This window comes from Mangrovibacter sp. MFB070, from assembly GCF_000705335.1.
GTDB lineage: Bacteria > Pseudomonadota > Gammaproteobacteria > Enterobacterales > Enterobacteriaceae > Mangrovibacter > Mangrovibacter plantisponsor.
The window spans coordinates 16,313-28,841 of record NZ_JJMI01000002.1 but is presented as its reverse complement, the minus strand read 5'-3'; the positions used below and the strand labels follow the sequence as shown (position 1 = coordinate 28,841).

The window sequence follows — 12,529 nt, the reverse complement described above, 5'->3', positions numbered from 1 at the left end:
ATTTTTTCAGTTATTCGCAGCCCTTCTCACACTTTTACCTTTTTATTAGTATTACTAATGTGCGGGTTTGCCAGATCTTCTACCAGTGGCAGCATCACTTTCATCACTGCCCGTGTGCGCTTTTCAACCTGGCCGGGTAGCCAGTGGTCCAGGTACTGTTGGTTATCCCGGGTAATATCGTGGCGGCTGGTTCCCGCCGGGAATGCTTTGCTCCGGGGGCGTTGCTGTTTCCCGTCGTGCTGGCCGAGCGACCAGTCCGTTGCTTCAACGGCCAGTACAGGAATACCTGCTTTATCAAAGACACTGGCATCATGCGCCGGGCCGGTGCCTTCAGGCCATGCGGAAGAAAGGCCGGGGCTGGTTAATGCACGAATACCAAGCTGGCGGGCCAGGCTAAGTGCCCGGTCACGGGTGAGTTTACGCACGGCAACCGGCGTGTTCTTCCCACTGTTAAAGTAGATATGTTCACCCACAATCAGGTTACTGAGGTTAATGACTAACAGCGTGTTGCGCTTTTCTTTGGCGCTCATGCGGGACAGGTAATCTTCAGCCCCCGAATGGCTGGTGTATTCACCACTGGTGGCGATGAAGCGTAGCGTATAGCGGGTTTTTACATGCTGTAAACGTTGAGCCAGCTCCAGCATTACACCCAGCCCGGAAGCATTATCATCCATTCCCTGCAGGGTGAGCCCACCCAGGTTATTGTCGCTGTCACTGTCGCTGTGTGGGGCATAGGTGTCCAGGTGCGCCATAATAATTATCTGCTCGGGCAGTTCACCTTCCCGGGCGGCAATCACCGTACTGCCCGTGACATTTTGCCAGGTCTTATTCCCTTCTTTGCTGGTGTAGGTATAACGGCTATGGAACTGGCGAACATTACTTTCGTAGCCCCATTGCTGAAATTGTTGTTGAAGGTACTCAGCCGAAAGCATTTCAGCCGGGGAGCCGGTCATACGGCCTGGAAAAACGGTAGCGAGGTGGCGGGCTTGCAAACTGGCGGTTTCACCCAGAGCAGGCTCTTTGGCGAAGACAGCAAACGAGCAGCATACGCCCAGGGCGATAACTATCGCTGAATGGCGCAATGCGGAAAGCATAATGGTTCCTTTATCCTGTTCAATTTAACTTACATACAATTGGCGAAGATAGTATGGAACTGTTGATGACAGGTGACAATTTCATTTGTGCTGAAAAGCGCTGAAACCTTTTTTTGAGCACTTTTTGTTGTGATTTCGTAGCGGCGTTATTCCATTGTGGAACTACTCATTCCAATTCGTCATTTCATTCATTTTTAGCTGACCCCTATAGTCCTTCTATCACCCGGCTGTATTGGCGTTTGACGTTTGCGGAATCTTCCTGCCCCTGGTGGCTGGTGCACCCAGGCCCACCATCACGTTCTGACCCTGTATACAGCTTAGCGGTATAAAACTCGCGCTCCCGGAAACACAGCCTGTCGGGCGCATTTTTGCATTCACCTGGCAACACAATACAGACGAAAGCCCCTGTACTTTCGCCTTGAATCTGTCTTAAGGAAGGGTTATGGACCAAAAACGACTTACCCATTTGCGGTTACTGGAAGCGGAAAGCATCCATATTATCCGTGAAGTGGCTGCTGAATTCGCCAATCCGGTCATGCTGTATTCTATCGGTAAGGATTCATCGGTGATGCTGCACCTGGCTCGTAAGGCGTTCTTCCCGGGAACCCTGCCGTTTCCTCTGCTACATGTTGATACCGGCTGGAAATTCCGCGAAATGTATGAGTTCCGCGATCGCACAGCAAAAGAATATGGTTTTGAATTGCTGGTGCACCGTAACCCGGAAGGCCTGGCAATGGGCATCAACCCCTTTGTTCACGGCAGTGCCAAACATACCGATATCATGAAAACCGAAGGTCTGAAGCAGGCACTGAATAAATACGGTTTTGACGCCGCTTTTGGTGGCGCACGCCGCGACGAAGAAAAGTCCCGTGCTAAAGAGCGTATCTACTCTTTCCGTGACCGTTTCCACCGTTGGGACCCGAAAAACCAGCGCCCGGAATTGTGGCATAACTACAATGGCCAGGTTAACAAAGGTGAAAGCATTCGTGTGTTCCCCTTGTCTAACTGGACTGAGCTGGATATCTGGCAGTATATCTACCTGGAAAATATTGAAATTGTTCCGCTCTACCTCGCGGCAGAACGCCCGGTACTGGAGCGTGACGGCATGTTGATGATGATTGACGATGACCGGATTGATTTGCAGCCGGGTGAAGTTATCAAACAGCGGATGGTGCGGTTCCGTACTCTCGGATGCTGGCCTCTGACAGGCGCGGTTGACTCAACGGCTGCCACACTGCCTGAAATTATCGAAGAAATGCTGGTGTCCACCACCAGTGAACGGCAGGGGCGTGTAATTGACCGCGACCAGGCGGGCTCTATGGAGCTCAAAAAACGTCAGGGTTATTTCTAAGGAGTCATGATGAATACTACGATTGCCCGCCAGATTGCAGACCAGGGCGGTGTTGAAGCTTACCTGCAGGCCCAGCAACACAAAAGCCTGCTGCGTTTCTTAACCTGCGGCAGTGTTGATGATGGCAAAAGCACTCTGATTGGCCGCTTGCTGCACGACACCCGTCAGATTTATGAAGACCAGTTGTCTTCCTTGCATAACGACAGCAAACGCCATGGCACTCAGGGCGAAAAACTGGACCTGGCACTGCTGGTGGATGGTTTACAGGCTGAGCGTGAGCAGGGCATCACCATTGATGTGGCTTACCGCTATTTCTCGACGGAAAAACGTAAGTTTATTATTGCCGACACCCCGGGGCACGAGCAGTACACCCGCAATATGGCGACTGGCGCATCGACATGTGACCTGGCGATTTTGCTGATAGACGCCCGTAAAGGTGTGCTGGACCAGACGCGTCGCCACAGTTTTATTTCCACTTTGCTGGGTATTCGCCACCTGATTGTCGCCGTCAACAAAATGGATTTGATGGAATACAGCGAAGCAACTTTTGAGTCCATCCGCCAGTCTTACCTGGATTTTGCAGCACAGTTACCGGGTGAACTGGATATTCGCTTTGTCCCGCTGTCTGCGCTGGAAGGCGACAACGTGGCATCACAAAGCAGCAAAATGCCATGGTACACGGGCCCTACTTTGCTCGAAGTGCTGGAAACAGTCGAAATTAAACGTGTCGTGGACAGCCAGCCAATGCGCTTCCCGGTACAGTATGTGAACCGCCCGAATCTGGATTTCCGTGGCTATGCAGGCACCCTGGCATCAGGCACGCTGCGCCCTGGCGCCCGTGTCAAAGTGTTACCTTCGGGTGTTGAGTCTACCGTCAGCCGTATTGTGACCTTTGATGGCGACCTGGATGAAGCCATTGCCGGTGAAGCGATTACTCTGGTGTTGGAAGATGAAATTGACATCAGCCGTGGCGATTTACTGGTGGAAGCCGATACCGTGCTGCCTTCGGTACAGCGTGCCAGCCTTAATGTGGTGTGGATGGCGGAACAGCCACTGGAAGTGGGTAACAGCTACGATGTGAAAATCGCTGGCAAGAAAACCCGTGCGCGTATCGACAAAATTGATTACCAGGTGGATATCAATAACCTCAGCCATCGCGAAGTTGCCAGCCTGCCGCTGAATGGCATTGGTCTGGTCGAAGTCACCTTTGATGAGCCACTGGTGCTGGACAGCTACCAGCAAAACCCGGTAACTGGCGGGATGATATTTATTGATCGCCTGAGCAATGTCACTGTGGGCGCCGGGCTGGTGGTGGAAACCCTGGGCCAGCAGGCTGTGCCATCCGAATATAGTGCCTTTGAACTGGAACTGAATGCTTTGGTTCGCCGCCATTTCCCTCACTGGGGCGCGCGTGATTTGTTGGGAGGCAAGTAATGGCCGACCATGACGAAAACGTCGTCTGGCACAGCCACGTTGTTACGCGTGAGCAACGGGAACAACACCACGGCCACCGTGGTGTTGTGCTGTGGTTTACAGGCCTGTCTGGCTCGGGCAAATCCACAGTTGCAGGCGCACTGGAAGTGGCACTGAGCAAGCTCGGCGTCAGTACCTATTTGCTGGATGGTGACAATGTGCGCCATGGCTTGTGCAGCGACTTAGGGTTTAGCGATGCAGACCGCAAAGAAAACATCCGCAGAGTGGGAGAAGTTGCCCGGCTGATGGTAGACGCCGGTTTGGTTGTGCTGACGGCATTTATATCCCCACATCGCAGCGAACGGGCGATGGTACGCGAGCGCCTGGGGGAAGGGCGGTTTATTGAAGTATTTGTTGATACCCCGCTTGAGGTGTGTGAAACCCGGGACCCGAAAGGGTTATATAAAAAAGCGCGTGCGGGGGAACTGCGTAATTTCACCGGAATTGATGCAGTATATGAGCCACCTGAAACCCCGGAAATCCACCTCGACGGTCAACAATTGGTAACAAATTTGACAGCCCAATTATTAGATCTGTTGCGCAGGGAAGATATTATCAAATCCTGAGACCATGCCGGATAAAACCCACTGGGGTATCCGGCAAGGCATAAGACAGGATAGGTTATGCGCAACACGACTCAATTAATTGTTTCCCGGGCAGATACGGTTCCTCCGCCTGCCAGCAATACGGAAAGTACCTGGTCACTTCCCGGTGGTATCATCGGTTTTGTGGCCTGGTTACTGGCGCTCGCCGTTCCTTTTTTGCTTTATGGCTCTAACACGCTGTTTTTCTTCCTGTATACCTGGCCCTTCTTTTTGGCTCTGATGCCTGTCGCCATTGTTGTCGGTATTGCGGTTCACTCACTGCTGAATGGCCGGCTTTGGCTTAGTTGCCCACTCACCTGCCTTGTTGTTATGGTTATGTTCGGCTGTTTATTTATGTGGCTGCTGGGCTAATCTGAGAAAGTGTGTAATGAGGAATGGCGCATCCCGGGTGGTTTTGTGGTAAATTCTGCCGCCTGCGTCGGCAATAACTCGTATTCCCTGCTCTACAGGCTGGACACACGGTGGTGTCTGTCGGCAAGTTGTGGGATGATGTTTGCCGTTTTTCAGGGGGCGGAATGGGTAAACTAACGCTGCTATTATTGGCTTTGCTGGTCTGGCTACAGTATTCACTGTGGTTCGGAAAAAATGGTGTGCACGATTATTCGCGTGTAAAAAGCGATGTCGAGGTGCAACAGGCCACTAATGCCAAACTGAAATCAAGAAACGACCAGCTGTTTGCTGAAATAGACGACTTAAACGGCGGGCAGGAAGCGATTGAAGAGCGTGCCCGCAACGAGCTGAGCATGATTAAACCCGGCGAAACATTTTACCGCCTGGTTCCGGATGCGTCTAAACGTAACGGGAACATGTCACGACCAAATAATCAATAACCACTCAGGTTCTACTACACATGGCAGTTTCCTTCCCGGATGTCATTGCCGTGGTGCCGGCTGCGGGTATCGGCAGCCGGATGCAGGCAGAATGTCCCAAACAATACCTTCGTATCGGCCACAAGACGATTCTGGAGCACGCTGTTGACTGCGTGTTACAGCACCCCTGGGTCTCAAAAGCCATTATCGCTATCAGCCCCGCAGACCAGTGGTTTAAACATTTGCCCCTTGCCAGCCACCCGCAAATCGAAGTGGTTTGTGGCGGCGGCCAGCGAGCTGATTCAGTGCTGGCAGGGTTGAATGCCGCCGGGAATGCTGGCTGGGCACTGGTGCATGACGCCGCGCGCCCTTGTCTTCACCCCGATGATCTTAACCGCTTACTGGCTCTGACACAGACCAGCCAGGTAGGTGGTATTCTGGCGGCTCCGGTGCGCGATACCATGAAACGCGCAGAACCCGGGCAGCAGGTTATTGCACATACTGTTGAGCGCCAGGCGCTCTGGCATGCGCTCACACCCCAACTTTTCCCTCTTGAGCTGTTACGCAATAGTCTGCAGCGCGCCCTGCGAGAAGGGGCGGCTATCACTGACGAAGCCTCTGCGCTGGAATATTGCGGTTACCATCCTGAACTGGTGGATGGCCGGGCTGATAACATCAAGGTTACCCGCCCGGAAGACCTCAGCCTGGCAGCTTTTTATCTATCTCGCTTAACCCCTACGGAGAATACCTGATGCGGATTGGACACGGCTTTGACGTGCACGCGTTCGGCGGCGAAGGCCCAATTATTATTGGCGGCGTTCGCATTCCCTATGAAAAAGGTTTACTGGCGCATTCCGACGGCGACGTGGCATTACACGCGCTGACGGATGCCCTGCTTGGTGCAGCTGCACTGGGTGATATCGGCAAATTATTCCCCGACACCGACCCGGCATTTAAAGGTGCAGACAGCCGCGCATTGTTGCGTGAAGCCTGGCGGCGTATTCAGGCCAAAGGCTTTGCTTTAGGTAATGTGGATATCACTTTGATAGCGCAGGCCCCCAAAATGGCTCCCCATATTCCACAAATGCGGGTGTTTATTGCGGAAGACCTGGGGTGCCACATGGATGACGTTAACGTGAAAGCCACCACCACAGAAAAACTGGGTTTTACTGGCCGTGGTGAAGGCATTGCCTGTGAAGCGGTGGCATTGTTAATCAGGGCAGAAAAATGAGTGAGATAATGGCTCCACTGTGCTGGCGTTATGGTGAACCTGCGGGCAGCGGTACGTTAAAAGCCAGCCCGGAAGACTTCGTGGTTATTGAAGACCTGGGGTTTGCGCCAGATGGCGACGGCGAACACCTGTTAGTGCGTATTCGCAAAGAGGGCTGCAATACGCGCTTTGTTGCGGATGCACTGGCTAAATTCCTCAAAGTACATGGGCGTGAAGTGAGTTTTGCCGGGCAAAAGGATAAGCATGCTGTTGCAGAGCAGTGGTTCTGCGTCCGTCTGCCAGGCAAAACGATGCCGGATTTGCGCGCCTTTGAGCTGGAAGGGTGTACGGTGCTCGAAGCCAGCCGCCATCGCCGTAAACTGCGCACCGGTTATCTCAAAGGTAATCACTTCCGGGTAGTATTGCGAAATGTTACTAATCGTGAGGATGTCGAAACACGCCTGCAGGCCATTCAGCAAACCGGTGTGCCTAATTACTTCGGCACTCAGCGTTTCGGCATTAATGGCAGCAACCTGGAAATGGCGCGCCGCTGGTTCAGCCAGCAAACTCCACCCCGTGACCGAAATAAACGCAGTTTTGCCTTGTCAGCAGCCCGCAGTGCGTTATTTAATCAGGTAGCCAGCGAACGTCTGAAAAAACCAGAATTTAATCAGGTTGTTGAAGGAGACGCGCTACAATTAGCGGGGAGCGGAAGCTGGTTTGTGGCTACGGCGGAAGAGTTACCAGCTTTACAGCAGCGGGTGAATGATGGCGATTTGTGGATTACCGCCACCTTGCCTGGCCGTGGGGACTGGGGCACGCAGGGGAGTGCGCTGGCGGCGGAACAGGCTGCAATTGCCTGTGAGCCGGATTTACAGGCGCTGTTAGTTCAGGAGCGTGTTGATGCCGCCCGCCGTGCTATTTTACTGTTTCCTAAAGAATTACACTGGGACTGGTGGGATGAGGTCACTGTCGCCCTGACTTTCTGGCTCCCTGCCGGAAGTTTTGCCACCAGTGTTGTAAGGGAACTGATTAACCAACCTGATGACTATGCGCATATTGCTGAGTAATGACGATGGCGTTCACGCGTCGGGGATCCAGACACTGGCTAAAGCACTACGGGAATTTGCCACTGTTCAGGTTGTTGCTCCTGACCGCAACCGGAGTGGGGCATCCAACTCTCTCACTCTGGAAACCCCACTCCGGGCGCTGAATTTACCTGGTGGTGACATTGCTGTACAAATGGGCACACCAACTGACTGTGTTTATCTGGGGGTGAATGCGCTGATGCGCCCACGCCCGGATATCGTGGTTTCCGGCATCAATGCCGGGCCGAACCTGGGCGATGATGTCATTTATTCGGGGACGGTTGCGGCTGCTATGGAAGGGCGCCATTTGGGGTTCCCGGCACTGGCTGTTTCGCTCAATGGGCTGACTCATTATGAAACGGCAGCAAAAGTCACCTGCGCGATTCTGCGCGCGTTGACACAAGAACCGCTGCGCACCAGCCGGATCCTGAATATTAATGTGCCTGACTTACCCATTGAACAGATAAAAGGTATACGTATTACCCGTTGTGGTAGCCGCCATCCGGCAGACCAGGTCATTGCTCAGCAAGACCCGCGTGGTAACCCGGTTTACTGGATTGGGCCGCCGGGGGAAAAATGCGATGCCGGGCCGGATACTGATTTCGCGGCTGTGGATGCAGGCTACGTTTCTGTCACGCCGTTACAGGTGGATTTAACGGCTTACAACGCGCATGATGTTGTTTCCGGGTGGTTATCCCGGGCAGGAGTGGAGAACCAATGGTAAGCAATCGCGTACAAACTCTTCTTAAGCAGTTGCGTATGCAGGGTATCAGCGATGAGCATGTGCTCGACGCTATAGCCAGCGTACCCAGGGAGAAATTTGTCGATGAAGCGTTTGAACACAAAGCCTGGGAGAACGTTGCTTTACCTATTGGTTCCGGTCAGACTATTTCGCAACCTTATATGGTTGCCCGCATGACAGAGTTGCTGGAGCTGTCGCCAGAGTCCCGCGTGCTGGAAGTGGGAACAGGCTCCGGGTATCAAACAGCTATTCTGGCGCATCTGGTGCAGCATGTTTGTTCCGTTGAGCGCATTAAAAGCTTACAGTGGCATGCCAGGCGTCGCCTGAAACAACTTGATTTACATAATGTTTCAACACGACATGGCGATGGCTGGCAGGGTTGGCGTGCACGAGCACCTTTTGATGCCATTATCGTGACCGCCGCGCCACCAGAAATACCTGTAGCGTTGCTTTCCCAGTTAGATGAAGGTGGCGTACTGGTTTTGCCGGTAGGCGATGAACAACAACTGCTTAAGCGGGTTCGTCGCCGGGGTGCAGATTTTGTTATCGAAACAATAGAAGCAGTACGCTTTGTACCGCTGGTAAAAGGCGAACTGTCCTGAATCCAGATTTTTCCCCGTATTTTTTGCACGGGGCGGGCGTATTGTAAGGCAGGCCGAAGTGTGGATGACCTCTACGGCTCTGATTTGACTGTTTTCTTATTTCTTGGGGGATAAATGAGCGCGGGAAGCCCACATTTCACCTTACGCCGTGTTGCGGCGCTTTCACTGGTAAGCCTGTGGCTTGCCGGTTGTTCCAGTAACCATAACAGCCAGGCTCCGATCAGTTCCGTTAATGGCGGTGGTTCGTCATCTGCGGCCAGTACCAATAGCGGGATGTTAATTACACCAAACACATCTGCGCCGGTTCAGAGACCGCAAATACAACCTGTACACCCGGTACAAACAACCCAGACGCAAACCGTTGCAGTACAGCAGCCACCATCACAGCCTGTGCGCACAGTGAATGGCAAAATTGTTTATGAACGCCATTATGATTCTATTCCTAAAGGCAGTTATTCCGGGCAGACCTATACCGTTAAACGCGGCGATACGCTGTTCTATATTGCCTGGCTGACAGGTAATGATTTCCGGGATCTGGCCCAGCGCAATAATGTCCCCGCTCCTTATGGGCTGCATGTCGGGCAAACGCTGCAAGTGGGCAATGGTTCAGGCGCGCCAATCACCGGCGGCAATGCGATTACGACCGCCGATGCCAGTGCTCAGGGGCTGGTAACTAAACCTGCACAAAATTCAGGCGCAGTGGTTGCAACGCAACCAACAATTACGTATTCTGAAACTTCAGGTGAACAAAGTGCTAACAAGATGTTGCCTGGTAACCGCCCGTCAGCTGGCGCAGTAGCAGCCACGACGACGACTACCGCACCGGTTGTTAGCACCCCCGAGCCGACTGTCAGCAGTACGTCAAGCAGTTCGCCGATTTCATCATGGCGCTGGCCGACTGATGGCAAGATTATCGAAAACTTTTCTGCTGCCGATGGTGGTAATAAAGGTATTGATATTGCAGGTTCGCGTGGCCAGGCTATCTTTGCAACCGCCCCTGGGCGAGTTGTCTATGCCGGTAACGCACTGCGCGGCTACGGGAATCTTATCATTATAAAACATAACGATGATTACCTGAGTGCCTACGCTCATAACGATACTATGCTGGTTCGGGAGCAACAAGAAGTCAAAGCGGGGCAGAAAATAGCTACTATGGGTAGCACCGGAACCAGTTCTACACGTTTGCATTTTGAAATTCGTTACAAGGGGAAATCCGTCAACCCGCTGCGTTATTTGCCGCAGCGATAAACCGGCAAAGTACGTTGTAACAGGTGCTTTGCCCAGGGATCACGGGTAGGAGGCACCTTAAGATGAGTCAGAATACGCTGAAGGTTCATGAAGTAAGTGAAGATGCGGAATTTGATGAGAATGGAGCAGAGTCCTTTGACGAAAAGGCCTTTGTGGAAGAGGAACCCGGTGATACAGAGCTGGCAGAGGAAGAGTTGCTGTCGCAAGGTGCCACTCAACGTGTGCTCGATGCAACGCAACTCTATCTTGGTGAGATTGGTTACTCACCACTGCTGACTGCTGAAGAAGAAGTACACTTCGCACGCCGGGCATTGCGTGGTGATGTGGCTTCACGCCGTCGGATGATCGAAAGTAACCTTCGTCTGGTGGTGAAAATAGCGCGGCGTTATGGTAACCGTGGTCTGGCATTGCTGGATCTCATTGAGGAAGGAAACCTCGGCCTGATCCGCGCTGTTGAGAAATTCGATCCGGAAAGAGGGTTCCGTTTCTCAACCTATGCAACCTGGTGGATCCGTCAAACTATCGAGCGTGCGATCATGAATCAAACGCGTACGATCCGTTTGCCAATCCATATTGTTAAAGAGCTGAACGTCTATTTGCGCACAGCCCGTGAACTTTCTCACAAGCTGGATCATGAGCCCAGCGCAGAAGAAATAGCGGAACAACTGGATAAACCGGTAGATGACGTCAGCCGTATGTTGCGGCTCAACGAACGCATCACCTCAGTGGATACCCCATTGGGTGGTGATTCGGAAAAAGCGTTGCTTGATATCCTGGCCGATGAAAAAGACAACGGCCCGGAAGACACCACACAAGATGATGATATGAAACACAGCATCGTGAAGTGGTTGTTTGAGCTCAATGCGAAGCAACGTGAAGTGCTGGCACGCCGTTTTGGTTTGCTGGGCTATGAAGCAGCCACACTGGAAGATGTTGGCCATGAAATTGGTTTGACACGCGAACGTGTTCGCCAGATTCAGGTTGAAGGCCTGCGTCGCCTCAGAGAGATCCTGCAAACACAGGGTTTGAATATTGAGGCATTGTTCCAGGAATAATACCTTTTCCGCCGAAAAAGCCAGTCGTATGACTGGCTTTTTTTATGCCTGGGTGTTGCCGTCCGGCTCCAGCATTTTTTCAATCATTGCGTTAAATGCCTGCTGCTCTTGCGGGTTTAACCGGGTTAAAAACGCCTGGTCCACCGTCGTTGCTCTGGACTGGCTGAGGGTGAGTAGTGCCTGCCCGTCGGGTGTCAGTGAAACAAACCGCCGCCGTTTATCTGCCGGGTCGCAGGCCCGGCTGACCCAGCCTTTTTTCTCCATCCTGCTCAGCATTTCCGCCAGTGTCGCCTTGGTACACACTGCCGCTTCAGTCAGGCGCACCTGTTCAATGCCCGGGTGCTCGGCGACCGCACGCAACACCGAATACTGCGGCTTGGTCAGTTCGGGAAAAGTGTGTTGCCACTTTGCAGTATGCTGCTGAAATAAAAGGCGTAAAAGGTGAAACGTTTCCTGGTGTAAATGCATCCTGAACCCATTTGGCATGAAGGTAAAAGCATCAGCCAGTATCATACCTTGTAATTCTTGCCAGCTCATCGCTTTCCTGGTTATTAGCAAAGCGTGCTGTTTTAACGCGCGGCAGTGACTTTTCCTTGCGTAAATTCCACCCAATCCTTAATGTTATTTATAATGTTCGTATACGAACAAATTAACCGGAGGATGTGTGAGACTCATTGTTGGAATGACTGGCGCGACAGGCGCTCCGTTGGGAGTAGCGCTGCTACAGGCACTACATAAACTGCCGGAGGTGGAAACACACCTGGTCATGTCTAAGTGGGCCAAAACAACTATTGAACTGGAAACCCCTTATCAGGTGGCTGATATACAGGCACTGGCTGATGTGGTTCACAGCCCGGCTAATCAGGGAGCAACCATCTCGTCGGGGTCTTTTAAAACCGATGGCATGGTTATTATTCCCTGCAGTATGAAAACCCTGGCGGGGATCCGCGCGGGTTACGCAGAAGGTCTGGTTGGGCGCGCGGCTGATGTCATCATCAAAGAAGGGCGCAAACTGGTGCTGGTTCCCCGTGAAACCCCATTAAGCCCAATTCACCTGGAAAACATGCTGGCGTTATCCCGACTTGGCGTTGCCATGGTGCCGCCTATGCCCGCGTACTACAACCACCCCGAAACCATTGACGATGTAACCCACCATGTGGTGGCCCGGGTACTGGATCAGTTTGGCCTGGAATCCCCTTTTGCACGCCGCTGGGAAGGATTGAGCGACGGAAAAAAACAGTCTTAATTTCAT

At 52.6% G+C, this 12,529-nt stretch carries 16 protein-coding genes; 13 read left to right on the top strand and 3 right to left on the bottom strand.

What is annotated here, in order from left to right:
* Positions 1 to 26 precede the first annotated feature (26 nt).
* Positions 27 to 1,094: an aminopeptidase gene (locus DT73_RS00635; protein ID WP_036102542.1), complete on the bottom strand. Its 1,068-nt coding sequence runs from the start codon at positions 1,092 to 1,094 to the stop codon at positions 27 to 29.
* A 442-nt stretch (positions 1,095 to 1,536) separates the two neighbouring features.
* Here DT73_RS00635 and cysD point away from each other — a divergent pair, with 442 nt between their 5' ends.
* From cysD to DT73_RS00585, 10 genes are all read left to right on the top strand, one after another.
* Positions 1,537 to 2,445 carry a sulfate adenylyltransferase subunit CysD gene (gene cysD, locus DT73_RS00630; protein WP_036102540.1) on the top strand — a complete coding sequence of 303 codons (909 nt, stop codon included), beginning with the start codon at positions 1,537 to 1,539 and terminating at the stop codon, positions 2,443 to 2,445.
* Positions 2,446 to 2,454: 9 nt separating this feature from the next.
* Positions 2,455 to 3,879, top strand: a complete 1,425-nt coding sequence (cysN, locus tag DT73_RS00625; RefSeq protein WP_036102537.1) for a sulfate adenylyltransferase subunit CysN — start codon at positions 2,455 to 2,457, stop codon at positions 3,877 to 3,879.
* Positions 3,879 to 4,484: an adenylyl-sulfate kinase gene (gene cysC / locus DT73_RS00620; RefSeq protein WP_036102534.1), complete on the top strand. Its 606-nt coding sequence runs from the start codon at positions 3,879 to 3,881 to the stop codon at positions 4,482 to 4,484. The genes cysN and cysC overlap by 1 nt, the downstream gene beginning before the upstream one ends.
* Positions 4,485 to 4,541: 57 nt before the next feature.
* A complete protein-coding gene (locus DT73_RS00615; RefSeq protein WP_036102532.1) occupies positions 4,542 to 4,874 on the top strand; it encodes a DUF3561 family protein in 333 nt (110 codons plus the stop codon).
* A gap of 164 nt (positions 4,875 to 5,038) precedes the next feature.
* A complete protein-coding gene (gene ftsB / locus DT73_RS00610; RefSeq protein WP_036102529.1) occupies positions 5,039 to 5,353 on the top strand; it encodes a cell division protein FtsB in 315 nt (104 codons plus the stop codon).
* A gap of 20 nt (positions 5,354 to 5,373) precedes the next feature.
* The gene (ispD, locus tag DT73_RS00605; RefSeq protein WP_036102526.1) at positions 5,374 to 6,084 is read left to right on the top strand and encodes a 2-C-methyl-D-erythritol 4-phosphate cytidylyltransferase; all 711 of its coding nucleotides are present in this window, start codon (positions 5,374 to 5,376) and stop codon (positions 6,082 to 6,084) included.
* Positions 6,084 to 6,563 (top strand): 2-C-methyl-D-erythritol 2,4-cyclodiphosphate synthase, encoded by a 480-nt coding sequence (gene ispF, locus DT73_RS00600; protein WP_036102523.1) that lies wholly within the window; start codon positions 6,084 to 6,086, stop codon positions 6,561 to 6,563. Before ispD ends, ispF begins: the two co-directional genes overlap by 1 nt.
* 8 nt (positions 6,564 to 6,571) lie before the next feature.
* Positions 6,572 to 7,612 carry a tRNA pseudouridine(13) synthase TruD gene (truD, locus tag DT73_RS00595; RefSeq protein WP_152552464.1) on the top strand — a complete coding sequence of 347 codons (1,041 nt, stop codon included), beginning with the start codon at positions 6,572 to 6,574 and terminating at the stop codon, positions 7,610 to 7,612.
* Entirely contained in the window at positions 7,593 to 8,354 is a 762-nt protein-coding gene (surE, locus tag DT73_RS00590; protein ID WP_036102519.1) for a 5'/3'-nucleotidase SurE, read from the top strand. The genes truD and surE overlap by 20 nt, the downstream gene beginning before the upstream one ends.
* Positions 8,348 to 8,974, top strand: coding sequence for a protein-L-isoaspartate(D-aspartate) O-methyltransferase (locus DT73_RS00585; protein WP_036102516.1), 627 nt, complete (start codon positions 8,348 to 8,350; stop codon positions 8,972 to 8,974). The genes surE and DT73_RS00585 overlap by 7 nt, the downstream gene beginning before the upstream one ends.
* Positions 8,975 to 9,045: 71 nt before the next feature.
* On the opposite strand, the gene DT73_RS26620 is transcribed toward DT73_RS00585, so the two are convergent.
* On the bottom strand, positions 9,046 to 9,240 hold the full coding sequence (locus DT73_RS26620; RefSeq protein ID WP_369792544.1) for a hypothetical protein: 195 nt from the start codon (positions 9,238 to 9,240) through the stop codon (positions 9,046 to 9,048).
* On the opposite strand from DT73_RS26620, the gene nlpD reads away from it, so the two are divergent.
* Positions 9,149 to 10,222, top strand: coding sequence for a murein hydrolase activator NlpD (gene nlpD / locus DT73_RS00580; RefSeq protein WP_235234361.1), 1,074 nt, complete (start codon positions 9,149 to 9,151; stop codon positions 10,220 to 10,222). The genes DT73_RS26620 and nlpD overlap by 92 nt on opposite strands.
* Positions 10,223 to 10,284: 62 nt before the next feature.
* Positions 10,285 to 11,277, top strand: a complete 993-nt coding sequence (rpoS, locus tag DT73_RS00575; RefSeq protein ID WP_036102511.1) for an RNA polymerase sigma factor RpoS — start codon at positions 10,285 to 10,287, stop codon at positions 11,275 to 11,277.
* A gap of 42 nt (positions 11,278 to 11,319) precedes the next feature.
* On the opposite strand, the gene DT73_RS00570 is transcribed toward rpoS, so the two are convergent.
* The gene (locus tag DT73_RS00570; protein ID WP_036102881.1) at positions 11,320 to 11,745 is read right to left on the bottom strand and encodes a MarR family winged helix-turn-helix transcriptional regulator; all 426 of its coding nucleotides are present in this window, start codon (positions 11,743 to 11,745) and stop codon (positions 11,320 to 11,322) included.
* Between the two features lie 196 nt (positions 11,746 to 11,941).
* Here DT73_RS00570 and DT73_RS00565 point away from each other — a divergent pair, with 196 nt between their 5' ends.
* Positions 11,942 to 12,523, top strand: a complete 582-nt coding sequence (locus DT73_RS00565; RefSeq protein ID WP_036102508.1) for a non-oxidative hydroxyarylic acid decarboxylases subunit B — start codon at positions 11,942 to 11,944, stop codon at positions 12,521 to 12,523.
* Positions 12,524 to 12,529 lie beyond the last annotated feature (6 nt).